The organism is Pseudomonas sp. GM78, from assembly GCF_000282475.1.
In the GTDB taxonomy this organism is placed as follows: Bacteria; Pseudomonadota; Gammaproteobacteria; order Pseudomonadales; family Pseudomonadaceae; genus Aquipseudomonas.
In genome coordinates, this window is the sequence record NZ_AKJF01000212.1 from 52,107 (window position 1) to 76,218 (window position 24,112).

Genomic DNA, 24,112 nt, shown 5'->3' on the forward strand with positions numbered 1-24,112 from the left:
TTTCCAAACGAAGCGTAGTCGGTATGAATTAAGACCCTGACGAACGCCCCGCAGTTCGCCGTTATACTCGCCGCTCTGTTTGGGAGCCAGCATGATTTCTTTGCCGATTGATGAAGTTTTACCCGCCTTGCGTGAAGCCCTCGCTACACGTCACGAAGCCGTGCTCGAAGCACCGCCCGGTGCCGGTAAGACCACCCGCGTGCCCTTGGCCTTGCTTGATGAGCCGTGGCTGGCCGGGCAAACCATCCTGATGCTTGAACCGCGCCGCCTGGCCGCGCGGGCGGCAGCGGAGCGTCTGGCCAGTGAGCTGGGCGAGAAGGTTGGTGAAACCGTGGGTTATCGCATTCGGCTCGACAGCAAGGTCGGCCCCAACACCCGTATCGAAGTGGTCACCGAGGGCATCCTCACCCGGCGCTTGCAGGACGATCCGGCGCTTGAAGGCGTGGGGCTGTTGATCTTCGACGAGTTCCACGAACGCAGCCTCGACGCCGACCTGGCGCTGGCATTGAGCCTCAATGGCCGGGAACTGTTCCGTGACGATCAGCCGCTGAAGATCCTGCTGATGTCGGCCACCCTGGAAGGCGAGCGCCTGGCCGGGTTGCTCGACGATGCGCCAATCCTGCGCAGCGAAGGGCGCATGTACCCGGTGGCGATGCGCTGGGGCCGGCCATTCCAGGCCGGTGAATTCATCGAGCCGCGATTGGTGCAGACCGTTCTCGAAGCCTTGAACGATGAGTCCGGCAGCGTGCTGGTGTTCCTGCCGGGGCAGGCCGAGATCCGTCGCGTGCATCAACAACTGGTGGATGCGCTGGGCGATAACACGCAAATCCTGCTCTGCCCGTTGCATGGTGAGCTGGACCTCGCCGCGCAACGGGCGGCGATCGATCCGGCGCCGCCGGGTAAACGCAAAGTGGTGCTGGCCACCAACATCGCCGAGACCAGCCTGACCATCAACGGCGTGCGCGTGGTGATCGACGCCGGGTTGGCGCGGGTGCCGCGTTTCGATCCCGGCAGCGGTATGACCCGCCTCGACACCCAACGTATTTCCAAGGCCAGTGCTACCCAGCGTGCGGGCCGGGCAGGACGACTGGAACCGGGTGTGTGCTATCGCTTGTGGTCACAGGATCAGCACGAACAATTGGCGGCTTATGGCAGTGCGGAAATTCTTTCGGCGGATCTCGCCGGGTTGGCGCTGCAGCTGGGACGATGGGGCGTGACACCGGGCCAACTGGTTTGGCTGGATGTACCTCCGGCAGCCGCTTATGCACAGGCCCAGGACCTGCTGGTTCGTCTTGGCGCGCTGGATGGCGAAGCACTGACCCGTCACGGTCAGGCCATGGCCGAACTGCCGGCGCATCCCCGTATCGCGCACCTGTTGTTACGTGGACAGGCGCTCGGCCTGGCCGACATGGCTTGCGATGTTGCGGCCTTGCTCGGGGAGCGCGATATCCTGCGTGGTGCCGGCGCCGACTTGCACAGCCGATTGGCGCTGTTGTCCGGCGAGGCGCGCGGCGCTCGGGGTGCCCAGGGTGGCGTACAACGAGCCCGGCAGCTGGCGCGGCAATATCGAGGTTACCTGCGCGCCAAGGCGTCGGAGCCGGTCGGCGATCCCGATCATCCACGCTGGCTCGGTGCGCTGCTGGCCTTGGCCTATCCCGACCGCGTCGCCCAACAACGCCGTGCCGGCGGCGCCGAGTATCGCCTGGCCAACGGTCGCGCCGCGCTGTTTGCCGAAGCCGACAGCCTGATGAAGCAGCCGTGGCTGGTGATTGCCGATCTCGGCAGCCGTCAGGGCCAGCGTGAAGAGCGGATTTATCTGGCGGCGGATTTCGATCCGGCGTTGTTCGACTCGGTACTGGCCGAACAGGTGCGATGCGTCGATCAACTGGATTGGGATGAGCGCGAAGGTGTGCTACGGGCCGAGCGCCAACGCAAGGTGGGCGAGCTTATCCTCAGCCGCGAACCGCTGACCGGTCTCGATGAAAAGGCCCGCAGCCAGGCGTTGGTCAACCTGGTGCGGCGCAAAGGCCTGGAACTGTTGCCGTGGACCCTGGAGTTGCGCCAGTGGCAGGCACGTGTGGCGTTGTTGCGCCAGCTGGACCTGGGTGGAAAGGGCGAAAGCGATTGGCCAGATGTCAGCGATGCGGCGCTGCTGAACACCCTTGAGCATTGGCTGATGCCGTATCTGGGCAAAGTCTCGCGACTCAGTCATTTCGCCAATCTCGACCTCTCAAGCATCGTTCACAACCTGTTGCCATGGCCTCTGCCGCAACGCCTGGACGAGTTGGCGCCGCACCACTTGAGCGTGCCATCGGGTTCATCGATTCGTCTGGATTACAGCGAACAGCCGCCGATTCTGGCCGTGCGCTTGCAGGAACTGTTCGGCCTGGCCGAAACCCCACGCATCGCCGGTGGCCGGCAAGTGGTCAAGCTGCATTTACTGTCCCCGGCGCGGCGGCCCGTGCAGGTGACCCAGGACCTGGCGAACTTCTGGCGCAGCACCTACGCCGAGGTGAAAAAAGACCTGAAGGGACGCTACCCGAAACATTACTGGCCGGACGACCCGCTGGTGGCCGAAGCCACGGCGCGGATCAAGCCGCGCAAGCAATGACGCCGTAATCTACGGCGCGGCGGGCAGTAGAAACCGCGCAATCACCGGCAGGTGATCGGAGATGCGCAGGGTATCGTCTTGCCGCACCGTCGCCTCGACCCGCTTGATCCGCGGGCTGTAGAACAGATAGTCGACGGTCCGGTCCGGGCCGTTCAAGCCGGCATCGTTCGGGTAATGGGTCAGCCAGCGCGCGCGATCGATGCCGCTGGATTCGTTGTTGGTGGGGATCATCGGGTACTTGTCCCACAACAGATGCAGGGCGCTGTCGGCGGAGTAGGGGGTGCGCTGTTCGCTGGGCAGGCGCTGGTATTGTCCCAGCGGCAGCAGGTTGAAGTCGCCACCGATCAGCCAGGGCGTACCGCGGCTTTCAAACTTGTCGAGGGCCTTGGCCACGGCCGCGACCTGAGCCTGCAACGTCTCGTCAGGTTGGGTCACTCGGTCCAGATGGGTGTTGAGGACCGCGAGCTGGCCACCGTCGCTCAATGGCAGGTAGGTCACCAGCAGCGCGTTTTTCGGTTGGAACTGGCGACTGATCGGGTTGGCCGATGCGATCGGCAATTGCAGACGTTCGGCGTGCTCGATCTGATAGCGACTCAGGGTCGCCAGTTGCCGGCCGACACTGCCGAAAATGTGCGGGTTCGGCACGAAATCAGCCTTCCAGTCGAAGGCATGGGCGCTGCACGGATACAGGTCGGTGAGCCGCTCCTGCAGCAGTTTGAGCTGGTTCTGGTAGTCGCTGGCCTTGGCGCCGTCATCGAGTTCCTGCAGCAGCACGACGTCCGGTTGCTCGTCGCGGATAACCCGCGCCACTTCGTCGAGGCTGAAGGCCATGTCTTCCGGCGTGGGGGAATCGTCGGCGCCGGCGGCCAGGTCATTCCAGAACACGTAGCGTTTGCCCGCCAGGTACTGGACGTTCCAGGTCATGACCTTCAGTGCCTGGCCGGGTGCCAGGACTGGCGCCTGAGTACTGCACGCAACCGGCGCTGTTTCCCTGGCCTCGGGGCGCCAGGTCAGGCTGTAAGTCATCACAGTGATCAAGCCGATGACGATCAACAATCCCAGCAAGGTGTAGCGCAGCAGTCGCGTCATGGCTCAGCTTATCGCGTTACGGAAATTGTCCCCGAGCATACCCGACTGACGAGCGGTCGCCCACGGTCAACGTGGGCCATCGATTTTTTCCGGCACTTCGCTGATCAGCATGAACAGGCGGAACAGCACCACGCTGGTGAACAGTTGCAAGAAGCTGTGGGCACTGTCGATCAACAGCGAGATCGCCGGGTTCTGCGGCTCGGGGTACGCCGCCAACGTTGCGCCCTTGAGCAACCACAAGGGCCCCATCACACACAGGATGCACACCAGGATGCGCATGAAGTGGCCACGGGTCAGACGCAGGCTTTCCTTCATGGCCTGCAATGGTGCCAGGCCCCGCAGCACCAGCAGGTACTCGCCGAAAGCCAGGGTCACCATCAGCCAGATGCCCGGCAGGAAGTACAGCGACAAGCCCAGCAGGATCAGCAAGGTGTTCAGGGCGGTCAGCAAGGCAAAACGCGGCCACAGATAGGCCGACCTCGACAGCAGCTCGCGGTTACTGGGCGATTCGCCCCGGCTGCGGGCGTCGAGGAACAGGATCAGGGCGGCGGTGTACAGCGGATAGACCAGCAAGCCGACGATCACACTGATACCGGGGAAACTGTCCGGCTCGGTGGAGTGGTCGACCACTTGTTGCAACAGGGCTTCGATGATCACCAGCGGCAGGCACAGCTGTACGATCTGGCCCAGATTGCGTTTGAAGAAATACAAGGAGTCGCGCAGTACATCGAACGGATTCATCAGTAGATATCGCAGTTGAAAGCAGTTGCCCACTTTAACCGATGATGCGCGGGAGGGCGCAAACGTAAACGTTCGGTAAAGCTCATTGAAACAACTTGTTTCAGCCTCCATTAAGGTCGGGCAGCTTATCCTTTATGGGTAAAAGCAACGATTTTCCAGGCAATCTATGAGGTCGCCATGAACAGCGAAGAACAAACCCTGATCGATGGACTGTTTTCCCGGCTGCAACAGGCCGAGACGGACTCAGCCCCGCGCGACGCCCTGGCCGAGGCGCGGATCAAGGAACACCTGGCACGCCAACCGGCGGCGGGTTATTTCATGACCCAGGCGATTCTGGTGCAGGAGGCGGCGATCAAGAGCCTCGACGGGCAGAACCAGCAACTGACGGCGCAAATCCAGAAATTGCAGGCCGAACTGCAGCAGGCCAAGGCGCAAACGACAGCCCCGGCGCCGAGCAGCGGTGGCTTTTTGTCGAGTATCTTTGGTGGCAGTCCGCAGCCTGCGCCCACACAAAGTGCGCCGGTATCCGGCGGTGGCGGCTGGCGCGAACCGGCGCGGCCGTCGTTCAACGCGCCACCGCAGCAGAATTTCGGAGCTGCTCCACAGCAGGGCTATGCACCCCAGCAACAGGCCCCGGCGGCTGGCAGCGGCTTTCTCGGTGGTGCGCTGAAAACCGCGGCCGGTGTGGCGGGTGGCGTGATGCTGGCACAAGGCATCAGCAGTCTGTTCCACCACAACCAGGCACCCCAGGAGGTCGTCGAAGTCATCAAGGAAGAACCGGCCCAGGTCAACGACCAAGGCAACAATGGCTGGGGCGATGACCAACGCATGGCCGGCAACGATACCTATGCCAACAACCAGGGCGGTTTTGCCGACGCCGACTACAGCGATGACAGCTCATCGTTCTTTGGCGGCGACGACGACTCCTTCATCTGATACACCATTCGTCCGAGGCGCTGCGGCGCTTCGGGCCGATTATTCGCGAAACTCTGCTTTTGGCTGGCATACTGGGCGACTTTTCGGGCCTGGTGCCTGACCCTGCCTGCGCTTTATCGAGGTGTCCGGTGAAAAAAATCGCAGTGTTCGCCGATGTCCAGAACCTCTACTACACCGTGCGCCAGGCTTATGGTTGCCACTTCAACTATGCCGCGTTGTGGGCTGATATCAGCAAGCAAGGCGAGATCGTCGAGGCCTATGCCTACGCGATCGATCGTGGCGACAGCAAACAGCAGCAGTTCCAGCAGATCCTGCGCAACCTCGGTTTCACCGTGAAACTCAAGCCCTATATCCAGCGCAGCGACGGCTCGGCCAAGGGCGACTGGGACGTGGGCATTACCCTCGACATCATGGACGCCGCCGACCATGTCGATGAAGTGGTGCTGGCCTCTGGCGACGGTGATTTCGACATGCTGCTGGAGCGCATCATCAGCAAGCACGGCGTGCAGGCGGTGGCCTACGGGGTACCGGGCCTGACGGCCAACTCGCTGATCCGCGCCGCCAGCCGCTACGTGCCGATCGAAGGCGCGTTGCTGCTCAAGAATTGATTTTTACGGAGTTCAAACAGGTTTGGAACGCATAGCAGTCATCGACTTTGAAACCACCGGGATCTCTCCGAGCAGCAGTTGCCGGGCCACGGAAATTGCCGTGGTGATCCTTGAACAAGGGCGCATCGTCGAGCGTTACCAGAGCCTGATGAACGCCGGCGTGCGCGTCCCGGGCTTCATCGAACAACTGACCGGCATCAGCAATGCCATGCTGCGCACCGCGCCTTCGGCCGAGCAGGTCATGAACGAGGTCAACGAGTTCGTCGGCACCACGCCATTGCTGGCCCACAACGCCGCGTTCGACCAGAAGTTCTGGGATTTCGAACTGGGGCGGATCAAACGCACGCGCCTGCAGAACTTTGCCTGCTCGCTGCTGCTGGCCCGGCGCCTGATGCCCGCGGCACCGAACCACAAGCTTGGCACCCTCACCACCTTCGCCAACCTGCCCCACACCGGCAAGGCTCACCGGGCCATGGCCGACGCCGAAATGGCGGCCAACCTGACGGTGCACCTGGCCGAAGAACTGCGGCACAAGCATGGCTTGAGCGAACTGTCCCATGATTTGTTGTGCAAATTGCAGAAAGTGCCGGCGGCGAAGGTGGGCGAACACCTCAAGCGCTATCGCTGATCCCGAGTCCTGCAAGTAACCCTTGTGGGAGCCAGCCTGCTGGCGATTACGGTGTGTCATTCAACCTCTTGGTAGGCTGAACCACTGCAATCGCCAGCAGGCTGGCTCCCACATTGGTATGTGTTGATCTCAGGTTTGTTTGCCATTGCCTTCGATATGTCCCAACGGCACCCGCTTCTCTATCGCACTCGACAACACAATCGATGTCTTGCTGAAGCCAAACGTGGCAATCCGGTTGATCAAGTCTTCCAGCTCCGGCATCGAGCCCACCGCGGCTTGCATGATCACGCAGGGGTCACCGGTCACGCGGTGGCATTCGGTCAATTGCGGGATCTTGATCAGGTCGTCGTAGGCTTTCTGGTTGCCGTGCTGGTTCAGGCGCAGTTCGATCACACACTGGATCGGCAAGCCGAGCTTGGCCATGTTGACCTTCGCCTGGTAACCGGTAATCACGCCGCTGGACTCGAGCTTGGCCACGCGTTCGGCCACGGCAGGGGCGGAGAGGTTGACCTTGCGCGCGAGGTCCGCGTAGGACGCGCGACCATTTTCCAGCAGGGCGCTGAGCAGCATGCGGTCGTACTTATCCATCGAGGCAACTCCTGAAAGTGACGGACTTTCGAAAACACGGTTTATAGCGCTGAACTCCGTGTTTTGAAAAGTGTACCGGCGGTTTAAACAGGTTTTGTAACTTATTTTCCCGCGTCAGCCTTTCTAGAATAGCCGTTCACCTGTTCTGCCTGTGAGCTGCCCATCATGTCCGGCCTACGTCGCTTTCCCCTACCGTTAATCGCTGCCTTCTTCGCGCTCTACGTGATTTGGGGCTCGACCTACCTGGTGATCCGCATCGGCGTGGAGTATTGGCCGCCCTTGCTGCTCGCGGGCATTCGCTTCGTCATCGCCGGAAGCCTGATGTACGCCTTCCTGCGCTGGCGCGGGGCGCCGGCCCCGACCTGGGCGCAATGGAAAGCCGCCGGGATCATCGGTGTGTTGCTGCTGGCGTGCGGCAACGGCGCGGTCAGCGTGGCCGAGCACACGGGCGTGGCCTCCGGTGTCGCCGCGCTGGCAGTGGCGACGGTGCCGCTGCTTACCTTGCTCTGTGGCTATTTCTGGGGCGTGCGTAATACCCGTCTTGAATGGGCGGGCGTTGCGCTGGGAATGATCGGCATCGTCATGCTCAACCTCGGCTCCAACCTGCAATCGAGCCCGCTGGGGGCGGCGTTGCTGATCTTTGCTGCGGCCACCTGGGCATTCGGCTCGGTGTGGAGCAAGCACTTGCCGTTGCCCCAAGGCGCAATGGCCAGTGCCGTGGAAATGCTGGTCGGCGGCGTGGTGTTGCTGATCGCCAGTGCGCTGAGCGGCGAACATCTGGAGAAGGTCCCCCCCATCGAGGGCTGGGCGGCGCTGGCCTACTTGACCGTGTTCGGTTCGATCATTGCCTTCAACGCCTACATGTATCTGCTCAAGCATGTGCGTCCGGCGGCGGCCACCAGTTATGCCTACGTCAACCCGGCGGTGGCCGTGTTGCTGGGGATCGTGTTTGTCGGAGAAACCATTGGCATCGAGGAAGCATTGGCGATGCTGGTGATCATCAGTGCCGTGGTGCTGATTGGCCTGCCGCAATGGCGACGCACACCGCAGCGGCCTGTGGTGAAGGTCGAGCCGACAGCGGTGCCGACAGAATCCCGTGTGAATTAGGGTAAACTGCGCGCCATTGCATACTTGTTTCGCACAATCGCGCTGATTTTTCCTACGGTACTCCCATGACTTTCGCCACCCTTGGCCTGATCGAACCCTTGCTGCGCTCCCTCGAGACGCTCGGCTACCAGACTCCGACGCCGGTTCAGGCACAAGCCATTCCAGCGGTGCTGGCCGGTCGCGACCTGATGGCCGCGGCCCAGACCGGCACCGGCAAGACCGCCGGTTTCGCCTTGCCGCTGTTGCAACTGCTGGCCATGGAAGGGCCGAAAGTCGCCGCCAACTCGGTGCGTGCGCTGATTCTGGTGCCGACCCGAGAGCTGGCCGAGCAGGTTCACGAAGCGGTGCGCCAATATGCCGAGAACCTGCCGCTGCGTACCTACGCGGTGTACGGCGGTGTCAGCATCAACCCGCAGATGATGAAGCTGCGCAGCGGTGTCGACCTGTTGGTGGCGACCCCGGGCCGTTTGCTCGACCTGTTCCGCCAGAACGCACTGAAGTTCAATCAGCTGCAAACCCTGGTGCTGGACGAGGCCGATCGCATGCTCGACCTGGGTTTCTCCGAGGAGCTGGCGAACATCTATAAGGCGCTGCCGAAGAAACGTCAGACGCTGCTGTTCTCCGCCACCTTCTCCGACGACATCCGCCTGCTGGCCGGGCAAATGCTCAACGATCCGCTGAGCATCGAAGTCAGCCCGCGCAACGTCGCCGCCAATACGGTCAAGCAATGGATCGTGACGGTCGACAAGAAGCGCAAGCCGGAGCTGTTCGTGCACTTGATGCGCAAGGGCAAGTGGAAACAGGTGCTGGTGTTCGCCAAGACCCGCAACGGCGTGGACGCGCTGGTGGAAAAACTCCAGGGCCTGGGCATCAACGCCGATGGCATCCACGGCGACAAGCCCCAGGCGACCCGTCAGCGCGCGCTGGACCGCTTCAAGCTCAGTGAAGTGCAGATCCTGGTCGCCACCGACGTCGCGGCCCGGGGCCTGGATATCGAAGACCTGCCATTGGTGGTCAATTTCGATTTGCCGATCGTGGCCGAGGATTACATCCACCGTATCGGTCGTACCGGGCGTGCCGGCTCCACCGGCGAGGCGATTTCCCTGGTGTGCGCCGATGAAGTGAATCTGCTGTCGGCCATCGAAATGTTGACCCGTCAGACGCTCAAGCGTCAGAACGAGCCGGACTTCGAGCCAGAGCATCGCGTGCCGGACACCGATGCCAGTGGCCAGGTGGTCAAGAAACCGAAGAAACCGAAGAAGCCCAAAGCGTCGGGTGGTGGTGGCGGTAAACGCAATCTCGGCAAGTGGGTCGACAGCGGGGAAGCTGCGCCAGCGGAGCCTTCGATCAAGCCTGTGCGCAAGGTGCCGGTGTTCAACACTGGGCCGCGTAAGCGTAAGCCTTGATTACACGCTGCACCTGTTAAGGCCTCATCGCCAGCAGGCTGGCTCCCACAGGGGATTTGTGTCGTTCACAAAAACCTGTGGGAGCCAGCCTGCTGGCGATGAGGGCGGCGCGGTCTTCAGCCCTTGCGCTGCAACCACTCAACCATCCCAAGTCCCGCCGCACGCCCACTGGCGAAACACGCCGTCAGCAGATAGCCACCCGTCGGCGCTTCCCAATCGAGCATTTCCCCCGCGCAGAAAACCCCGGGCATTTGCTTGAGCATCAATCGCTCATCCATCGACTCGAACTTCACACCGCCCGCGCTGCTGATGGCTTCGTCCAATGGTCGGGTCTTCACCAGGGTTAGGGGCAATGCCTTGATCGCTTTGGCCAGTAGCGCCATGTCGGTAAAGGTTTCGGCAGATGTCAGCTCTCGCAACAACGCCGCTTTCACCCCATCGATACCCAACTGACTGTGTAAATGTTTAGCCATCGAGCGTGAGCCGCGCGGTTTGCTCAATGCCGCCTGGATTTTATCCACAGGTCGGCCGGGCAGCAGGTCCAGATGAATGGTCGCCGAGCCGTGCCGGTTGATTGCTTCACGGATCGGTGCGGACAAGGCGTAGATCAGGCTCCCTTCAATCCCGGTCGCGGTGATCACACATTCACCCAGCCTCGGCACGTCATCATCGAGGCCGATGGCGATGTTTTTCAGCGGTGCGCCGGCGAATTTGCTGACTATCAAATCGCTCCAGGCCTGCACCTCGAAGCCGCAATTACTTGGCTGCAGCGGCGCGAGTCCTACCGCCTTTTGCTCCAATGGCAGCATCCACGCGCCGTCCGAACCCAGGCGCGACCAACTGCCGCCACCCAGGGCGAGGAGGGTGGCACTGGCTTCAACGGTTTTTTCGCCATCGGGGCTGTCGATGCGCAAACCGCCGCGATCATCCCAGCCGAGCCAGCGGTGGCGTGTGTGGATAACTACGCCGCTGTCGCGCAGGCGTTTGAGCCAGGCACGCAGCAGGGGCGCGGCTTTCATGTCGGTGGGAAAGACCCGGCCGGAACTGCCGACGAAGGTGTCGATGCCCAGCCCCTGAATCCACTGGCACAGCGCATCGGCACCGAAGGCGCGCAGCAGCGGTGCAATCTGTGGCGCGCGTTCGGCATAGCGCGAGAGGAAGACCGGGTAGGCTTCGGAGTGGGTGATGTTCATGCCACCGACGCCGGCCAGGAGGAATTTTCGCCCCACTGAGGGCATGCCATCGTACAGGTCGACCTTGATCCCGGCCTGGCTCAACACTTCAGCCGCCATCAACCCGGCGGGGCCGCCACCGATGATGGCGACATTATGGGAAAGGGCTGACGAGGATTGAGTCATGGAATGCGCTGCGGTCTGACGGGATAAGCCGGGCATTCTAGCAGCCCCGTCCTCTGTAGGAGCGAGCCTGCTCGCGATAGCGGCGCTACATTCAATATCTGTGGCCCTGACAGACCGCTATCGCGAGCAGGCTCACTCCTACAGGGTTTACAGGTGAATTTAGTGGCTGGTTAAAAAACAACCACCACTCTGCAGCCCACACCCGACATGGCCTGCAGTCCCTTTCCCGCAGGTTATCCACAGGCGGCTCCACAGGCATTGTGGGTAAAGCATCCACAACTCAGTGACAGCCTGATGACTGCCAGACCCGCTGGGCACTGTGATGGAGGATGCCATGACGGCGGGCGAGGGCCTGACGGTCCTTGCTGTAGCCGCCGCCGATCACGCCGACCACCGGGATATCGCGGCCCAGGCAATGGCGCATCACGCTTTCATCGCGGGCGGCGACACCGTTGTCGGTCAGTTTCAGGTAACCCAGTGCGTCGTCTTTATGCACGTCGACACCCGCGTCGTACAGCACCAGGTCCGGCTGATAGAGAGGCAAGAGGTAGTTGAGCGCATCGTCCACCACTTGCAGGTAATCGGCATCGCCCATGCCATTGGGCAGCGGGATGTCCCAGTCACTTTCGGCTTTGCGTGCAGGAAAGTTCTTCTCGCAGTGCAGGGAAACGGTCACCGCTTCCGGTGTGTTGTGCAGAATGCGTGCAGTGCCATCGCCCTGATGCACATCGCAGTCGAAGATCAGCACCCGATTGACCCGGCCACTCTCCAGCAGGAAATGGCTGATCACCGCCAGGTCATTGAAGATGCAGAACCCGGCGGGGTAATCGTAATGCGCATGGTGGGTGCCGCCGGCCAGGTGGCAGGCCAGGCCATGCTCCAGCGCCTGTTCCGCCGCCAGCAGCGAACCGCCGACCGCGCGCACCGTGCGCCGGGTCAAGGCTTCGCTCCAGGGCAGGCCGAGGCGTCGCTGGTCTTCGCGGGACAGATCGCCACTCATGTAGCGCTCGATATACGAAGGGTCATGGGCGAGGGCGAGAATGTCCGCCGGGCACAACTGTGGGCGCAGCAGGTCGGCGTCGCGCGTCAGGCCGCTGTCCACCAGGTGATCGCGCAGCAGGCGAAACTTGTCCATGGGGAAGCGGTGATCCGCCGGGAACTCGGGACTGTAGTCTTCGTGGTAGATCAGCGGCAGCGGCATGATGATTTCGTAGCGCAATGAGTGAAGGATCCTACCAGCGTTGTAGACTGGCGGCATGGAATTGGGGGAGGGGCACGATGGAGCCGATACTCGAACTGGCGAGCGCGCGATTGCTGTTGCGGCAGTGGCGTGATGAGGATTTGCCGGAATTTGCCGCGATGTGCGCCGATCCACTGGTCATGCGCTATTTTCCCGCACCCTTGAGTCGATTGGAAAGTGCGTCGTTGATTGGCAGGGTTCGCGAGCACTTTGCCGAGCATGGTTTTGGCCTCTGGGCGCTGGAGCGCAAAGACACCGGCCAGTTCATCGGTTTTACCGGTCTGGGCGTGGTCGGTTTCGACGCGCCTTTCACCCCGGCCGTTGAAATCGGCTGGCGCCTGGCGCGCGAGCACTGGGGCCTGGGTTATGCCAGCGAAGCGGCATGGACCGCTCTGCGTTGCGGGTTTGATCGTTTGGTACTGAATGAAATCGTGTCCTTTACCGCGGTCAGCAACCTGCCGTCGCAGAAAGTCATGCAGGCGATCGGCATGCATCACGATCCGGCCGATGACTTCGAACACCCCAGGCTTGCTCTCGATCATCCCCTGCGCCACCACGTGCTGTATCGCATCAGCCGTGAACAATGGCTGCAAACCTTGCATGGATAACCTGGCACGGACGTTTACAATGGCCCCTATATTGGCACGGGCCAGATACTGAATCGACCGACGCAGCCAGGACTGCGCGGCATTGCGTTGTGTGAGGAGAGCTGAATGAGCCAAGTGTTGGATGATCTGGTCGACTTGCTGAGCCTGGAATCGATCGAAGAAAACCTGTTCCGTGGCCGCAGCCAGGACCTGGGGTTTCGTCAGCTGTTCGGTGGCCAGGTGCTCGGTCAGTCGCTGTCGGCGGCCAGTCAGACCGTTGAGGAAACGCGCCACGTGCATTCGCTGCATGGCTATTTCCTGCGCCCGGGCGACGCCAAGTTGCCCGTGGTTTACTCCGTGGACCGCGTGCGCGACGGCGGCAGTTTCAGCACACGCCGGGTCACGGCGATCCAGAAGGGCCAGCCGATCTTCACCTGCAGCGCCTCGTTCCAGTACGACGAAGCAGGTTTCCAGCACCAGACACAAATGGCGCAAGTGGTCGGCCCGGAAAACCTGCCATCGGAACTGGAACTGACCCAGCAACGCGCTCACCTGATTCCCGAGCACATGCGTGAAAAACTGCTGTGCCCGAAGCCGATCGAATTTCGCCCGGTCACCGAGGAAGATCCCTACAACCCGAAAGCCAGCGATCCGGTCAAATACGTCTGGTTTCGCGCCGACGGCGCCTTGGCCGACTCCCCGGCATTGCACAAGTATTTGCTGGCCTACGCATCGGACTTCGGTTTGCTGACCACCTCGATGTTGCCCCACGGCAAATCGGTCTGGCACAAGGACATGCAGGTCGCCAGCCTCGACCACGCATTGTGGTTCCACGCCGACCTGCGCGCCGATGACTGGCTGCTGTATGCGATGGACAGCCCATGGGCCGGCAACTCCCGCGGGTTCTCCCGTGGCAGCGTGTTCAACCGCGCCGGGCAGCTGGTGGCCTCGGTCACGCAGGAAGGCCTGATTCGGCATCGCAAGGATTGGGCATGAGCCTGGCCGACATTCGCCATTGGGTGTTCGATATGGATGGCACCCTGACGGTGGCTGTGCATGATTTCGCGGCGATTCGCGTGGCGTTGGCGATCCCGGCTGAAGCCGACATCCTCACGCATCTGGCGGCATTGCCGGTCGATGAAGCCAGTGCCAAGCATGCCTGGTTGCTCGAGCACGAACGCGATCTGGCGCTGGGATCGAAACCGGCACCGGGGGCTGTGGAGCTGGTGCGTGAATTGGCTGGCCGCGGTTATCGCCTGGGCATTCTTACGCGCAATGCCCGGGAACTGGCGCATGTCACGCTGGAGGCGATCGGCCTGGCCGACTGCTTTGCGGTAGACGATGTGCTGGGGCGCGACGAGGCGCCACCGAAGCCGCATCCTGGTGGATTGCTGAAACTGGCCGAAGCCTGGAAGGTGTCGGCCAGCGAGATGGTGATGGTCGGTGATTACCGGTTTGACCTGGATTGCGGTCGTGCGGCGGGAGCGCGGACGGTGCTGGTCAACCTGCCGGATAATCCGTGGCCGGAGTTGACCGATTGGCATGCAGTGGATTGTGGCGAATTGCGGCGGATGCTGTCAGCGTGATCTGCAAGGGCAAAAGATCGCAGCCTGCGGCAGCTCCTACGGAAACAACGCCTGCTGCCCCTGGGGCGACGTAAACATCCCTTCCCCGTTATGCCCGACCCCGGGCACTTCGATCAGTTGCTGCTGCAACCCTTGTGGTTGCAGCCGCTTCAGGTAAGCGAAGTAGTAGCGCCCCCGGGCCAGTCGATTCGGCCCCTGGGCCTTTGCCTCGCAGGTTTTATCCAGCGCCGGATGGTTCGGGTCGACGTCCTGCTGCCCCAGCAGATAAACGATGTCGCGCTTGAGGTACTTTTCCTGCAGCAGCGCGGCGGTTTGTCCTTCTGCGTAGGCTGGTAAATCCGCCAGCCCGTACTTCCAGCGGTTGAATTGCGGACAACCCGCATGACTGAAGGCCACGGGCCGACGCTCATCGAAGTAGGTGTAGGAAGAGGGGTTGGCGATCACATAGCGCAACTGCACGCCGGCGGCTTCCAGGGCCGGCTTGTCGTGGCCCAGCAAGGCGTAGCGCTGAACTACTTGAGCGCCCCCCGAGTGACCGGCAATGACGATCTGCTTCAAGTCCGGAAACTGCTGGCGATCACCCAGGCGGGCGATGATTTCGTCCAGCGCATCAAAGGAACTCAGACGAAAGGGTGCGATGGATTCACCGCCCGCCATCCACTCATTGCCCTGCCAGCGCAAGACAGTGTCCGCCACCGGGTACTGCGCAACGTCGGTTTCATTGAGAAATTGCGGGGCGATCACCAGGGTCGTAGCGCTTTGTCCGGCCAGTTCGACCGCGCTTTTGCCGCTCTGGAGATAGGTTTGCGCGTTGCGCAAGCGACCATGGACGATGATCAATACCCGCTCGATTTTTGCCGGGGCCGGGCTGATGCCCACCGCTATTTCACCGGATTTCAACAGCAGGCGCCCGGGGCTGAGTTCCTTGACTCCGTGCTCGGCCGCTTGGGAGGTTGCACAGGTAAACAGTACGACTAACCACCACTTCTTCATTTACAGATTTTTCGCCGCAAAGGTATCGCACTGGCCAACCTGGCCCTGGGCGAATCCGGTTTTGAACCAGCGCACCCGTTGCGCTGACGTACCATGGGTAAATGAGTCAGGCACCACACGGCCCTGACCTTGTTGTTGCAAGCGATCGTCGCCAATGGCGTTCGCCGCGTTCAACGCTTCTTCAATGTCGCCCGGCTCCAGCCAGTTCAGACGCTTCTGCGCATTGTTGGCCCAGACCCCGGCCAGGCAGTCGGCTTGCAGTTCCTGGCGCACCAGCAAACCGCCATCGCCTTCCATCTGCCGGCCTTGCTGGCGAGCGGCCTGGATCTTCGCCGAAACACCGAGCAAGGTTTGTACGTGGTGACCGACTTCGTGAGCGATCACATAGGCCTGGGCGAAATCGCCCGCGGCCGCAAAGCGCTGGGACATCTCCTGGAAGAAGGCCATGTCCAAATAAACCTTCTGGTCTGCAGGGCAGTAGAAGGGCCCGGTCGCCGATGTCGCCAGTCCGCAGGCTGAATTGACCCGGTTGCTGAACAACACCAGGGTCGGATCCTTATATTGCCGGTCCGCCTGCTGGAAAATCTGGCGCCAGGTATCCTCGGTATCTCCCAGGATTGAGCGGACGAACTCGGCCCCTTCATCGTTGGCCGGTGGCGCCTGGCGCGTCTGGGAGGTGGTCGGCGCCGATTGTTCACTCATCTGCCCGGTCAGTTGCCCGAGGATCTGCATCGGGTCCTGGCCGGTGATCCAGCCGATACCTACGATCAGCAGGATCGCCGTCAGGCTCAGGCCCTTGCCGCCACCAAACCGCATCCCGCCGCCACCGCCGCCGACCTCATCGCCACGGGCATCGACCACGTTGTCGCTGCGTCGGCCTTTTTTCCATAGCATGTGGGAATCCTCTGATGTTGCGGGTAAAGAACCGTGCGATGAGTGTTGCTGCTGAGTAGGACCGGCGCCAGTCCGGTCGTCAGACAGCCAGAAGCGGCAGCGGTTCTATCCAGGCGGCGACATCAGGGGATTCATTGATGGGCGGGTATCACAGCGCATCGGCGGCGAAGGTGTCACAGGCCTCAGGTTTGCCTGTGGCAAATCCTGTCTTGAACCAGTTCACGCGCTGGAGGGACGTGCCGTGGCTGAAGGTCTCTGGCCGAACCTGGACATTGCGCGATGCTTGCAGTTGGTCGTCTCCGAACATTGCCGCGGCATTCAGGGCGGCTTCGACATCCCCCGGCTCCAGCCAGTCCAGACGCTGTTGCGCGTGGTGCGCCCAGACACCGGCCAGGCAATCGGCCTGCAACTCCGCGCGCACTTCCAGCCCGCCATCGCCGCTGACCGGTTGTTGCTCGAGCAAGGCTTTTTCGAAGGGTTCGGAAAGGCCCAGTTCAAGCTGCACGTGATGGCCGATTTCGTGGGCGATGATATAAGCCCGCGCGAAGTCACCGACCACTGAAAACCGTTGTTCAAGCGTGCGGAAAAACTCGAGGTCGAGATACACCTGCCGATTGCCTGGGCAATAGAACGGGCCACTGCCGGAGCTGGCGAAACCACAGCCCGAGACCACGCCGTTGTTGAACAGCGTCAGGGTGGGGTGTGGATATTGCCGGCCCATTTGCGCGAACAGTTGGTTCCAGGTGTCTTCGGTGTCGCCCAGCACCGACTGGACAAACATCAACTGCAGATCTTCTTCAGGCTCGATCGAGGGTTGAGGGAGAGGGCGGTCCAGGGTGTAGGAGGGTTCGAGTGGAGTAACGTCTGCTGGCGTTTCCAGTGTCGAATAGAGCCCGGCGCCGGCCAGGGCGACGGCGGCCAGCCCAGCGGCCAGTGTTGTCCCTGTAAGTGTGCGGGCATCCTTGCCCTCGCGTATGTCGTTCACGTTTTTGCTGCGTCTTGCCTTGTTCCATAGCATGTTGGCGGTCTCTCATAGATTGATGGGGCGCATGGCGCCGGGTCTATGAATAACCGCACTGGCAAAGGCGTGTGGGGGAAATGTGTAAGGTTTGGTAAGGCCACAGTCAGTGCGACGGGTGTCGCACATCGAAAGTAGCCCTTTCGCACTTATCGATCGAACGCGTCCCACACCGGCGCAAAGTCCGGGCTGACCAGGCGCTCGCGCTTGGACAGGCCGGCGATCAGCGCACGGTCCTGATCATCCAGATTGACGGTGAGCGCTGCCAGGTTGGCCAATTGGTTAGCCTCGCTGCTGGCCTTGGGGATAGCTGCCACGTTCGGTTGATCCAGCAGCCATTTGAGTGCGACCTGGGTCGGCAATACCCCGTGTTTGGCGGCGATCTGCCGGATAACCGGAACATCCGACACCTTGTTGCGTGCCAGCGGTGAATAAGCCGTCAGGGCCATATCGTGTTGACGGGCATAGTCGAGCAGTGCGTTTTGTCCGAGCAGCACGTGGTACTCGACCTGGATGGCTGACAGCGGCGCGCCCAGTTCCTCGACCACGGTGCGCAGCAGGGGCAGAGGGAAATTCGCCACGCCGATGTTGCGCGCCAGCCCCTGCTCCTTGAAGGACACCAGGGTCTCGATCGTACGCGGCAAGTCCCAATCGGTGCTGGGCCAGTGGATCATGAAGAGGTCGATGTAATCGCTGTGCAAGGCCTTGAGGCTGCGATCCATGGAATGGCGCATGGCGTCGGGTTGCAGCTGGTCCCACCAGACCTTGCTGGTGACGTGGATGTGTTCGCGGGGTGCCTTACTGTTCAGCAGCGCCTGACCGACAGCGTCCTCATTGTTGTAGGCCGCCGCGGTATCGATGTGTCGATAACCCAGCGCCAGGGCCTGTTCCACTGCTCGCGTGCACTCTTCACCGAGCATCGGCCAGGTGCCGAGGCCGAGCTTGGGCATGTTCAAACCCTGTGCGTTAACGATGTGCGTCATGGTCGATCTCCTTTTCATAAGCAGTGATGCCGGCGATATGGCGCGCGGCGATGTAGCCGAACGTCAGCGCCGGCCCCAGGTTGATGCCGCCAGCGGGGTAGTGGCCGCCCATGATGCTGGCCATGTCGCCTCCCGCCGCATACAAGCCAGTGATGGCCTGGCCCGAGTCGTCGAGGACCTGGGCGTGTTGATTGACCTTGAGCCCGGCAAAGGTGCCGAAACAACCCGGTTCGACTTTCACGGCATAGAACGGTCCTTGCTCGATCGGTGCGACGCAGGGGTTGGGTTGCTGCAGTGCATCTCCCTGTTTGCGGTTGTAGGGCGTTGAGCCGCGGCCGAACTGCGGGTCCTGGCCATTGCGCGCGTGGCGGTTGTAGTCCGACACGGTGGTGCGCAAGCGGGCCGGGTCGATACCGCAGGCCTGTGCCAATTCCTCCAGGTTCTTGCCACTTTTCAGATAACCGCTGCGGATAAAGGATGACAGCGGCACCGGAAACGGCCGGGAAATACCCAGGCCATAACGTCGCTGGAAGCCGTGGCTGCAGATCAGCCAGGAGGCTACTGCTTCGCCGGGCGGGGCGCTGGCGACCATGGCCGTCACATAGTCGTAGTAGCCGTTGGCTTCGTTGACGAAGCGCTGACCATTGCTCAGCACCCCGATGATCCCCGGCTTGCCACGCTCGATGATGTGCGGGAAGTGGCCGCTGCTGCCATCACGGTATGGCACTCGCGAAACCGGTGCCCAGGCCACAGGCGATACCTGATCGGTGTCGACTTGGGCGCCGGCGCTCTCGCCCAGCCGCAGGCCGTCGCCAGACACGCCGAGGGGTGGCAGGGCCAGGTGTTCGTGACCAGTCGGCGTACGGGGGAACAGGGCCTTGCGCCGTTCGATGTCATTGGCAAAACCGCCGGCTGCGAGCACCACCGCCTTGCGGGCCTTGATGCGGATCGAACCTTTGGCAGTGCTCACCACCGCGCCCTGCACCTTATTGTTCTCGCGCAACAATTCGGTGACGGGTGCCGACTCCCACAGCAATACGCCAAGATCGTCGGCGGATTTCGCCAGGCGTGCTACCAGCGCCACGCCGTTGACCAGTTGCATCGCTCGGCCATGCACGACGAGGTCGAGCAAATGGCGGGTGAAACGCCGTGTAACGTGCCAGGCCGCCGACAACGAGCGGGTCAGGTTAAGGAACGCGGTAAGGTCTGCGCCCGCCATGATCGGCATGCCCATGAAGGAGGTTTCGCGCATGGTTTTGCGCAGGCGCTTGAGCAGCTTGCCGACGTTGCGCGCGTCATACGGCGCGGCGATGACCGAACGCCCACCGGTACCGGCGCCCGGCGTGTCTCCATGAATGTCGGCAATCGCGTTGCCATCGGCGAATTGCAGCGAGGTGTGCTGTTCGAAGAACGCCACCATGCGCGGAGCGGCTTCAAGGAAGGCATCGATCATCAAAGGGTCATAGTGATCACCCAGTTCGTGTTTCAAGTAAGTGCGCGGTTGTTCAACGTCTTCGACGATGCCGGCTCGCCGGGCCAGGGGATTGCAGGGTACCCACGCCCAACCACCGGACCAGGCGGTGGCGCCGCCAAAAACCGGGTCTTTTTCCACCACGATCACTTTCAGTCCATGCCATGCGGCCGTCACGGCCGTTGCGAGGCCGGCCGCACCGGAGCCGACGATCAGCACATCGCAGTCGATGTCGGGAAGGCAGTACGTTTCGGCAGGCATGGCTTGAACTCCGGCGTTTATTATTTTGGAATCTAATTCCAGAAAATATATGAGGCTGGAAGAAAGCGGGCAAGTCGATGCGGCGTAAAGCGGGCGGTTATCGGACAGGCAGTTCCAGATTTCGCATTCCGTGGGTTGTCTTCTAGAATCGAGCAAATTTTGTGTGGATACCCCCATGGCCGGCAGTCAGATCGAACGTGTTTTCAGTGTGCTTGAAAGCCTCACCAGCGACCCTCGTGGCCTGCCGATGCAGGTGCTGGCGGAGCAACTGGGCATCCCCAAGAGTGCCACCCACCGGCTACTGGCCGAGCTGATCCGGCTTGGCTACGTGCGGCAGAATCCAGAGAACCTGCGTTATCACTTGTCGACCCGGCTGGTGGCGATGGGTTTCCGTTATCTGTCGAGCAGCGGTGCCGATATCGTGCAACCGGTGCTTGACCGACTGGCTCAGGAAACCGGCGAACTGGTGCGCCTGGGGGTCATCGAAGGCGAGCGCCAGACCTGGATCGCCAAGTCCCAGGGGGCTCGTTCCGGCCTGCGCTATGACCCGGACATGGGCCGCGATGCGCCGCTGTTCTACACCGCTTCCGGCCATGCCTGGCTGGCGTGCATGAGTGATGCCGAAGCCTTGTCGCTGGTGGAACGCCAGGCGGCGGACCGGCCGCTGGAGCTGGGACCGAATGCCCCAAGTTCCAATATTGAATTGCTTGAACGCTTGCGCCTGGCACGGGAGCAGGGCTACGCCTGTGTCGAGGAAAGTTCGGCGGTAGGCACCTCGGCGATTGCTGCTGTGGTGCGCCATCCCGGTGATGGCCGGGTGATCGGCGTGCTCAGCATCGCCGGGCCGAGTGCGCGGATGCCGGGCGCGCGGCTGCATGAGTTGGCGCCGTTGTTGTTGGCGTTTACCGATGAGTTGTCGGCCGCGAGTCTGGCGTCGGAGCTATTCAGCTGAGTCCTGCACCAACCCCCTGTGGGAGCGAGCCTGCTCGCGAAAGCGCTGTAACAGCCGGTATTGATTTCGACTGGCACTCCGTCTTCGTCGGAACGCCGCCCGGAGCCGGCTCGCTCCCACATTTGACCAAGGCTGAACTCGCTAAAGCTGTGCGCTGTTCGAACACTTTCAATGCACGCCTGTGTAAGAATCTGGAACCAGGTTCTAAATTGTTGAAATTCATCTTCCAACAATAACCACAAGAGGACCGCTGCATGAGTTCGCCCCCCCTTCGAATAGCCCTTATTGGTGCCGGCACCATGGGCCAGCAGCATTACCAGCATCTGAAAACCCTGACTGAAGCGACCTTGTGCGCAGTGGCCGACCCCGGCCCGCAAGCGCCGGGTTTGGCGAAGGAATGGGGTGTGGAGTATTTCGCCGATCATCGTCAGATGCTGGAGCAGGCTAAGCCTGCGGCCGTCATTATCGCCAACCCGAATGCGCTGCACGTCAGCACCGCGCTCGATTGCCTGGCTGCCGGTGTACCGGTGTTGCTGGAAAAGCCGGTGGGTGTGCACCTGGATGAGGCTCGTGAGCTGGTGGCTGCCTCGAAGTCGAGCGGCGTTGCGGTGTTGGTCGGCCATCATCGACGCCACAATCCCTTGATCGTGCGCGCCCATGAACTTGTCCACAGCGGCGCGTTGGGCCAGTTGAGCACCGTCACCGCGCTCTGGCAATTGCGCAAACCCGACAGTTATTTCGAAACGGCCTGGCGCCGCGAGCCCGGTGCGGGCATGTTGTTGACCAACCTGATCCACGACCTCGACCTGCTCCGTCATCTGTGCGGCGAAGTTCGCCAGGTGCAGGCCATCACCAGTAACGCCGTGCGCGGGTTTGCCAACGAAGATTGTGCGGCCGTGCTGCTGCAATTCGACAATGGTGCGCTGGGCAGCCTGACCGGGTCCGATGCGGTGGCGGCGCCCTGGAGTTGGGAGCTGGGCTCCGGGGAGAACCCGGTGTATCCACGCCAGGCCGACCAACCGTGCTATTTGCTGGCGGGCACCGCGGGGGCGCTGAGCATCCCGCAGCTCAAGCGCTGGCACTACACGCAAGCGGACGGTGGATGGCATCAACCCCTGGTGTCGACTGACGAGCCTTTCAGCGTCGATCAAGCGCTGCGCTTGCAGTTGCAGCACTTCGTGCGTGTTGCGCGTGGGGAGGTCGAACCGCTGGTCAGCGCCGCCGATGCAGCCCGCACCCTGGCGTTGGTCGAAGCGATTCGCCAAGCCGCTGAAACCGGGCGCGCCTGCGCACCCGCCTTGATCGAGGATTGACCATGAGTGAACGAATCTTTTCCCTGGCCAGTCTGACCGTGCTGGAGTTGTCACCGCCGGACATGGTCGAGGTCGCGGCGCGGGCCGGTTACAGTCATGTCGGCTTGCGCCTGGTACCGGCGACGCCAGAGGAACACCATTTTGCGCTGGTGGCGGATGACGATCTGCGGCGCCAGACCCTGGCACGTCTGCGCGATACCGGCATTCGTGTATTGGATGTCGAAATCCTGCGGCTTAAACCGGACACCGTTGTTGCCGATTTCGAGCGGGTGCTTGCAGTGGGTGCCGAATTCGGTGCCAGTGAGTTGCTGGTGGCGGGGAACGATCCTGACGAGCAACGGCTGACGGAAAATTTTGCCCGGCTGTGTGATCTGGCGGCGCCTTACGGGTTGCATCCGCACCTGGAGTTCATGCCCTGGACCGACGCGCGGGATCTGCAGCAAGCCGCGCGCATCATTGAAAAGGCCGAGCGTGAAAACGCGGCGGTGCTGGTCGATGCCTTTCACTTCGATCGCTCTGGGTCGCGGCTGGAAGATCTGGCCAGGGTTGCCCCCTCACGGTTACGGTATGCGCAGTTGTGTGACGTGGCGGGGCCCAGGCCGCAAGACATGGCAGAGATCTTGCGGCAGGCGCGTAATGAACGGCGTTTTCCCGGTGATGGCGATTGTGATCTGCCGGGGCTGTTGCGGTGTTTGCCGGCTAACATTCCATTGAGCCTGGAGATCCCCACTGTGCAACTGCTGGAGCAGGGCGTGAGTGGGCTGGACCGGGCGCGGATGGCATTGAGTAAAACCCGTGAATTGCTTGCGCGGCTGACCTAGGCCCCGCGAAGTGTTGTTTTTGAACAAGGAATCCCAATGACCGTCAGCACACCGCTTTCCGGCGTCAATCAGCCCTTCAAAGGGATCCTGCTGATCGTTGTCGCAACCTTCCTGTTTTCCAGTCATGACGCTTTGTCGAAGTACCTTTCCGGGTTCTATCCGATTGTCATGGTGGTCTGGGCGCGTTATGTGGTGCACACCTTGCTGATGGCCGGGATATTCCTGCCGCAATCCGGGCTGCGCGTGCTGCGTACCAAGCGGCCGCTGCTGCAACTGGTTCGCGCGTTGTGCCTGCTGGGCACCAGCCTGTTTTTCACCACGGGGTTGATGTACATCCCGCTGGCCGAGGCAACGTCGGTCAACTTCCTCGCTCCGGTGCTGGTGACTGCGTTGTCGGTGCCGTTGCTGGGGGAGAAGGTCACACGTGGCCAATGGCTGGCGGTGATTTGCGGTTTTATCGGGGTGCTGATCATCGTCCACCCCGGTGGTGATCTGTTCACCCCGGCGGTGCTGCTGCCGTTGTGCTCGGCGTTGTTTTTCTGCTTCTACCAGTTGCTGACTCGCAAGCTCAGCGAGATCGACAGCCCGACCACCAGCAACTTCTTTGCCGGGTTGTGCAACACCCTGGTCATGAGTGCGCTGGTGCCGTTCTTCTGGCAGGTGCCGACCTTGCTGCACGGCGCAATGATGCTGGCGCTGGGCGCCTGCGGCATGACGGCGCACCTGTTCCTGACCCAGGCCTTCCGCCATGCGGCGCCGGCCTTGCTGGCGCCCTTCAGCTACTGCCAGATCGTGTTTGCCGGCCTGCTGGGCTGGCTGCTGTTTTCCCACACGCCGACCCTGACCACCATCGTCGGGATCGCCATCATTTGCTGCAGTGGCCTGGCGGCGGCATGGCAACAAAGCCGCCGCTGAGCTCAC

At 61.9% G+C, this 24,112-nt stretch carries 23 protein-coding genes; 13 read left to right on the forward strand and 10 right to left on the reverse strand.

The features are described from left to right. Window positions 1-91: 91 nt before the first annotated feature. Window positions 92-2,611 carry an ATP-dependent helicase HrpB gene (hrpB, locus tag PMI35_RS01715; RefSeq protein ID WP_008066029.1) on the forward strand — a complete coding sequence of 840 codons (2,520 nt, stop codon included), beginning with the start codon at window positions 92-94 and terminating at the stop codon, window positions 2,609-2,611. Window positions 2,612-2,620: 9 nt separating this feature from the next. On the opposite strand, the gene PMI35_RS01710 is transcribed toward hrpB, so the two are convergent. Together PMI35_RS01710 and PMI35_RS01705 are read right to left on the reverse strand one after the other, a co-directional pair. Further along, entirely contained in the window at window positions 2,621-3,700 is a 1,080-nt protein-coding gene (locus tag PMI35_RS01710) for an endonuclease/exonuclease/phosphatase family protein (protein ID WP_008066030.1), read from the reverse strand. A gap of 66 nt (window positions 3,701-3,766) precedes the next feature. After that, window positions 3,767-4,441, reverse strand: coding sequence for a YciC family protein (locus tag PMI35_RS01705; protein ID WP_032832167.1), 675 nt, complete (start codon window positions 4,439-4,441; stop codon window positions 3,767-3,769). 177 nt (window positions 4,442-4,618) lie between these two features. Between PMI35_RS01705 and PMI35_RS01700 the strand changes: the two genes are divergently transcribed. From PMI35_RS01700 to PMI35_RS01690, 3 genes are all read left to right on the forward strand, one after another. Then, window positions 4,619-5,377 (forward strand): DUF2076 domain-containing protein, encoded by a 759-nt coding sequence (locus tag PMI35_RS01700; protein WP_008066032.1) that lies wholly within the window; start codon window positions 4,619-4,621, stop codon window positions 5,375-5,377. A 128-nt stretch (window positions 5,378-5,505) separates the two neighbouring features. After that, the gene (locus tag PMI35_RS01695) at window positions 5,506-5,985 is read left to right on the forward strand and encodes a LabA-like NYN domain-containing protein (protein WP_007946629.1); all 480 of its coding nucleotides are present in this window, start codon (window positions 5,506-5,508) and stop codon (window positions 5,983-5,985) included. 22 nt (window positions 5,986-6,007) lie between these two features. Further along, window positions 6,008-6,613: a 3'-5' exonuclease gene (locus PMI35_RS01690; protein ID WP_008066034.1), complete on the forward strand. Its 606-nt coding sequence runs from the start codon at window positions 6,008-6,010 to the stop codon at window positions 6,611-6,613. A 129-nt stretch (window positions 6,614-6,742) separates the two neighbouring features. Here PMI35_RS01690 and PMI35_RS01685 read toward each other — a convergent pair whose 3' ends face one another. Then, complete coding sequence (locus PMI35_RS01685; protein ID WP_008066035.1) at window positions 6,743-7,201, reverse strand: Lrp/AsnC family transcriptional regulator; 459 nt, start codon at window positions 7,199-7,201, stop codon at window positions 6,743-6,745. A 165-nt stretch (window positions 7,202-7,366) separates the two neighbouring features. On the opposite strand from PMI35_RS01685, the gene yedA reads away from it, so the two are divergent. Then, a complete protein-coding gene (gene yedA / locus PMI35_RS01680) occupies window positions 7,367-8,308 on the forward strand; it encodes a drug/metabolite exporter YedA (RefSeq protein WP_008066036.1) in 942 nt (313 codons plus the stop codon). A 65-nt stretch (window positions 8,309-8,373) separates the two neighbouring features. Further along, window positions 8,374-9,714, forward strand: coding sequence for a DEAD/DEAH box helicase (locus tag PMI35_RS01675; protein ID WP_008066037.1), 1,341 nt, complete (start codon window positions 8,374-8,376; stop codon window positions 9,712-9,714). Between the two features lie 116 nt (window positions 9,715-9,830). Here the strand turns inward: PMI35_RS01675 and PMI35_RS01670 are convergent, their stop codons facing one another. Both PMI35_RS01670 and PMI35_RS01665 read right to left on the reverse strand, forming a co-directional pair. Continuing rightward, window positions 9,831-11,072 (reverse strand): TIGR03862 family flavoprotein, encoded by a 1,242-nt coding sequence (locus PMI35_RS01670; RefSeq protein WP_008066038.1) that lies wholly within the window; start codon window positions 11,070-11,072, stop codon window positions 9,831-9,833. Between the two features lie 280 nt (window positions 11,073-11,352). After that, window positions 11,353-12,273 (reverse strand): histone deacetylase family protein, encoded by a 921-nt coding sequence (locus PMI35_RS01665; RefSeq protein WP_032832169.1) that lies wholly within the window; start codon window positions 12,271-12,273, stop codon window positions 11,353-11,355. A gap of 77 nt (window positions 12,274-12,350) precedes the next feature. Here PMI35_RS01665 and PMI35_RS01660 point away from each other — a divergent pair, with 77 nt between their 5' ends. The 3 genes from PMI35_RS01660 (at window position 12,351) to PMI35_RS01650 (ending at window position 14,485) form a co-directional block, all read left to right on the forward strand. Continuing rightward, window positions 12,351-12,920 carry a GNAT family N-acetyltransferase gene (locus PMI35_RS01660; RefSeq protein WP_008066042.1) on the forward strand — a complete coding sequence of 190 codons (570 nt, stop codon included), beginning with the start codon at window positions 12,351-12,353 and terminating at the stop codon, window positions 12,918-12,920. Between the two features lie 105 nt (window positions 12,921-13,025). Then, window positions 13,026-13,895 carry an acyl-CoA thioesterase II gene (tesB, locus tag PMI35_RS01655; protein ID WP_008066044.1) on the forward strand — a complete coding sequence of 290 codons (870 nt, stop codon included), beginning with the start codon at window positions 13,026-13,028 and terminating at the stop codon, window positions 13,893-13,895. Further along, the gene (locus PMI35_RS01650; protein ID WP_008066046.1) at window positions 13,892-14,485 is read left to right on the forward strand and encodes an HAD family hydrolase; all 594 of its coding nucleotides are present in this window, start codon (window positions 13,892-13,894) and stop codon (window positions 14,483-14,485) included. Before tesB ends, PMI35_RS01650 begins: the two co-directional genes overlap by 4 nt. Window positions 14,486-14,521: 36 nt before the next feature. On the opposite strand, the gene PMI35_RS01645 is transcribed toward PMI35_RS01650, so the two are convergent. The 5 genes from PMI35_RS01645 to PMI35_RS01625 all read right to left on the reverse strand — a co-directional run bounded on the left by PMI35_RS01645 (window position 14,522) and on the right by PMI35_RS01625 (window position 20,105). After that, window positions 14,522-15,478 (reverse strand): hypothetical protein, encoded by a 957-nt coding sequence (locus tag PMI35_RS01645; protein ID WP_008066048.1) that lies wholly within the window; start codon window positions 15,476-15,478, stop codon window positions 14,522-14,524. Beyond that, complete coding sequence (ypfJ, locus tag PMI35_RS01640; protein WP_008066050.1) at window positions 15,479-16,372, reverse strand: KPN_02809 family neutral zinc metallopeptidase; 894 nt, start codon at window positions 16,370-16,372, stop codon at window positions 15,479-15,481. It lies immediately after the preceding gene. Between the two features lie 148 nt (window positions 16,373-16,520). Continuing rightward, window positions 16,521-17,390: a KPN_02809 family neutral zinc metallopeptidase gene (ypfJ, locus tag PMI35_RS01635; protein ID WP_008066052.1), complete on the reverse strand. Its 870-nt coding sequence runs from the start codon at window positions 17,388-17,390 to the stop codon at window positions 16,521-16,523. 149 nt (window positions 17,391-17,539) lie between these two features. Next, window positions 17,540-18,373 carry an aldo/keto reductase gene (locus PMI35_RS01630; RefSeq protein WP_008066054.1) on the reverse strand — a complete coding sequence of 278 codons (834 nt, stop codon included), beginning with the start codon at window positions 18,371-18,373 and terminating at the stop codon, window positions 17,540-17,542. Beyond that, window positions 18,357-20,105 (reverse strand): FAD-dependent oxidoreductase, encoded by a 1,749-nt coding sequence (locus tag PMI35_RS01625; RefSeq protein ID WP_008066055.1) that lies wholly within the window; start codon window positions 20,103-20,105, stop codon window positions 18,357-18,359. The genes PMI35_RS01630 and PMI35_RS01625 overlap by 17 nt, the downstream gene beginning before the upstream one ends. 175 nt (window positions 20,106-20,280) lie before the next feature. On the opposite strand from PMI35_RS01625, the gene PMI35_RS01620 reads away from it, so the two are divergent. From PMI35_RS01620 to PMI35_RS01605, 4 genes are all read left to right on the forward strand, one after another. Continuing rightward, window positions 20,281-21,057: an IclR family transcriptional regulator gene (locus PMI35_RS01620; RefSeq protein ID WP_008066057.1), complete on the forward strand. Its 777-nt coding sequence runs from the start codon at window positions 20,281-20,283 to the stop codon at window positions 21,055-21,057. A 254-nt stretch (window positions 21,058-21,311) separates the two neighbouring features. Further along, window positions 21,312-22,370 carry a Gfo/Idh/MocA family protein gene (locus tag PMI35_RS01615; RefSeq protein WP_008066059.1) on the forward strand — a complete coding sequence of 353 codons (1,059 nt, stop codon included), beginning with the start codon at window positions 21,312-21,314 and terminating at the stop codon, window positions 22,368-22,370. 2 nt (window positions 22,371-22,372) lie between these two features. Beyond that, window positions 22,373-23,191, forward strand: a complete 819-nt coding sequence (locus PMI35_RS01610; RefSeq protein WP_008066061.1) for a sugar phosphate isomerase/epimerase family protein — start codon at window positions 22,373-22,375, stop codon at window positions 23,189-23,191. Between the two features lie 36 nt (window positions 23,192-23,227). Continuing rightward, window positions 23,228-24,106 carry a DMT family transporter gene (locus tag PMI35_RS01605; RefSeq protein WP_008066064.1) on the forward strand — a complete coding sequence of 293 codons (879 nt, stop codon included), beginning with the start codon at window positions 23,228-23,230 and terminating at the stop codon, window positions 24,104-24,106. Window positions 24,107-24,112: the final 6 nt, after the last annotated feature.

Excerpts from the sequence above, each read along its gene's own strand:
- hrpB (WP_008066029.1), top strand. The coding sequence starts at position 92 with ATGATTTCTTTGCCGATTGATGAAGTTTTACCCGCCTTGCGTGAAGCC.
- PMI35_RS01710 (WP_008066030.1), bottom strand. The coding sequence starts at position 3,700 with ATGACGCGACTGCTGCGCTACACCTTGCTGGGATTGTTGATCGTCATC.
- PMI35_RS01705 (WP_032832167.1), bottom strand. The coding sequence starts at position 4,441 with ATGAATCCGTTCGATGTACTGCGCGACTCCTTGTATTTCTTCAAACGC.
- PMI35_RS01700 (WP_008066032.1), top strand. The coding sequence starts at position 4,619 with ATGAACAGCGAAGAACAAACCCTGATCGATGGACTGTTTTCCCGGCTG.
- PMI35_RS01685 (WP_008066035.1), bottom strand. The coding sequence starts at position 7,201 with ATGGATAAGTACGACCGCATGCTGCTCAGCGCCCTGCTGGAAAATGGT.
- yedA (WP_008066036.1), top strand. The coding sequence starts at position 7,367 with ATGTCCGGCCTACGTCGCTTTCCCCTACCGTTAATCGCTGCCTTCTTC.
- PMI35_RS01675 (WP_008066037.1), top strand. The coding sequence starts at position 8,374 with ATGACTTTCGCCACCCTTGGCCTGATCGAACCCTTGCTGCGCTCCCTC.
- PMI35_RS01670 (WP_008066038.1), bottom strand. The coding sequence starts at position 11,072 with ATGACTCAATCCTCGTCAGCCCTTTCCCATAATGTCGCCATCATCGGT.
- PMI35_RS01665 (WP_032832169.1), bottom strand. The coding sequence starts at position 12,273 with ATGCCGCTGCCGCTGATCTACCACGAAGACTACAGTCCCGAGTTCCCG.
- PMI35_RS01660 (WP_008066042.1), top strand. The coding sequence starts at position 12,351 with ATGGAGCCGATACTCGAACTGGCGAGCGCGCGATTGCTGTTGCGGCAG.
- tesB (WP_008066044.1), top strand. The coding sequence starts at position 13,026 with ATGAGCCAAGTGTTGGATGATCTGGTCGACTTGCTGAGCCTGGAATCG.
- PMI35_RS01650 (WP_008066046.1), top strand. The coding sequence starts at position 13,892 with ATGAGCCTGGCCGACATTCGCCATTGGGTGTTCGATATGGATGGCACC.
- PMI35_RS01645 (WP_008066048.1), bottom strand. The coding sequence starts at position 15,478 with ATGAAGAAGTGGTGGTTAGTCGTACTGTTTACCTGTGCAACCTCCCAA.
- ypfJ (WP_008066050.1), bottom strand. The coding sequence starts at position 16,372 with ATGCTATGGAAAAAAGGCCGACGCAGCGACAACGTGGTCGATGCCCGT.
- ypfJ (WP_008066052.1), bottom strand. The coding sequence starts at position 17,390 with ATGCTATGGAACAAGGCAAGACGCAGCAAAAACGTGAACGACATACGC.
- PMI35_RS01630 (WP_008066054.1), bottom strand. The coding sequence starts at position 18,373 with ATGACGCACATCGTTAACGCACAGGGTTTGAACATGCCCAAGCTCGGC.
- PMI35_RS01625 (WP_008066055.1), bottom strand. The coding sequence starts at position 20,105 with ATGCCTGCCGAAACGTACTGCCTTCCCGACATCGACTGCGATGTGCTG.
- PMI35_RS01620 (WP_008066057.1), top strand. The coding sequence starts at position 20,281 with ATGGCCGGCAGTCAGATCGAACGTGTTTTCAGTGTGCTTGAAAGCCTC.
- PMI35_RS01615 (WP_008066059.1), top strand. The coding sequence starts at position 21,312 with ATGAGTTCGCCCCCCCTTCGAATAGCCCTTATTGGTGCCGGCACCATG.
- PMI35_RS01610 (WP_008066061.1), top strand. The coding sequence starts at position 22,373 with ATGAGTGAACGAATCTTTTCCCTGGCCAGTCTGACCGTGCTGGAGTTG.
- PMI35_RS01605 (WP_008066064.1), top strand. The coding sequence starts at position 23,228 with ATGACCGTCAGCACACCGCTTTCCGGCGTCAATCAGCCCTTCAAAGGG.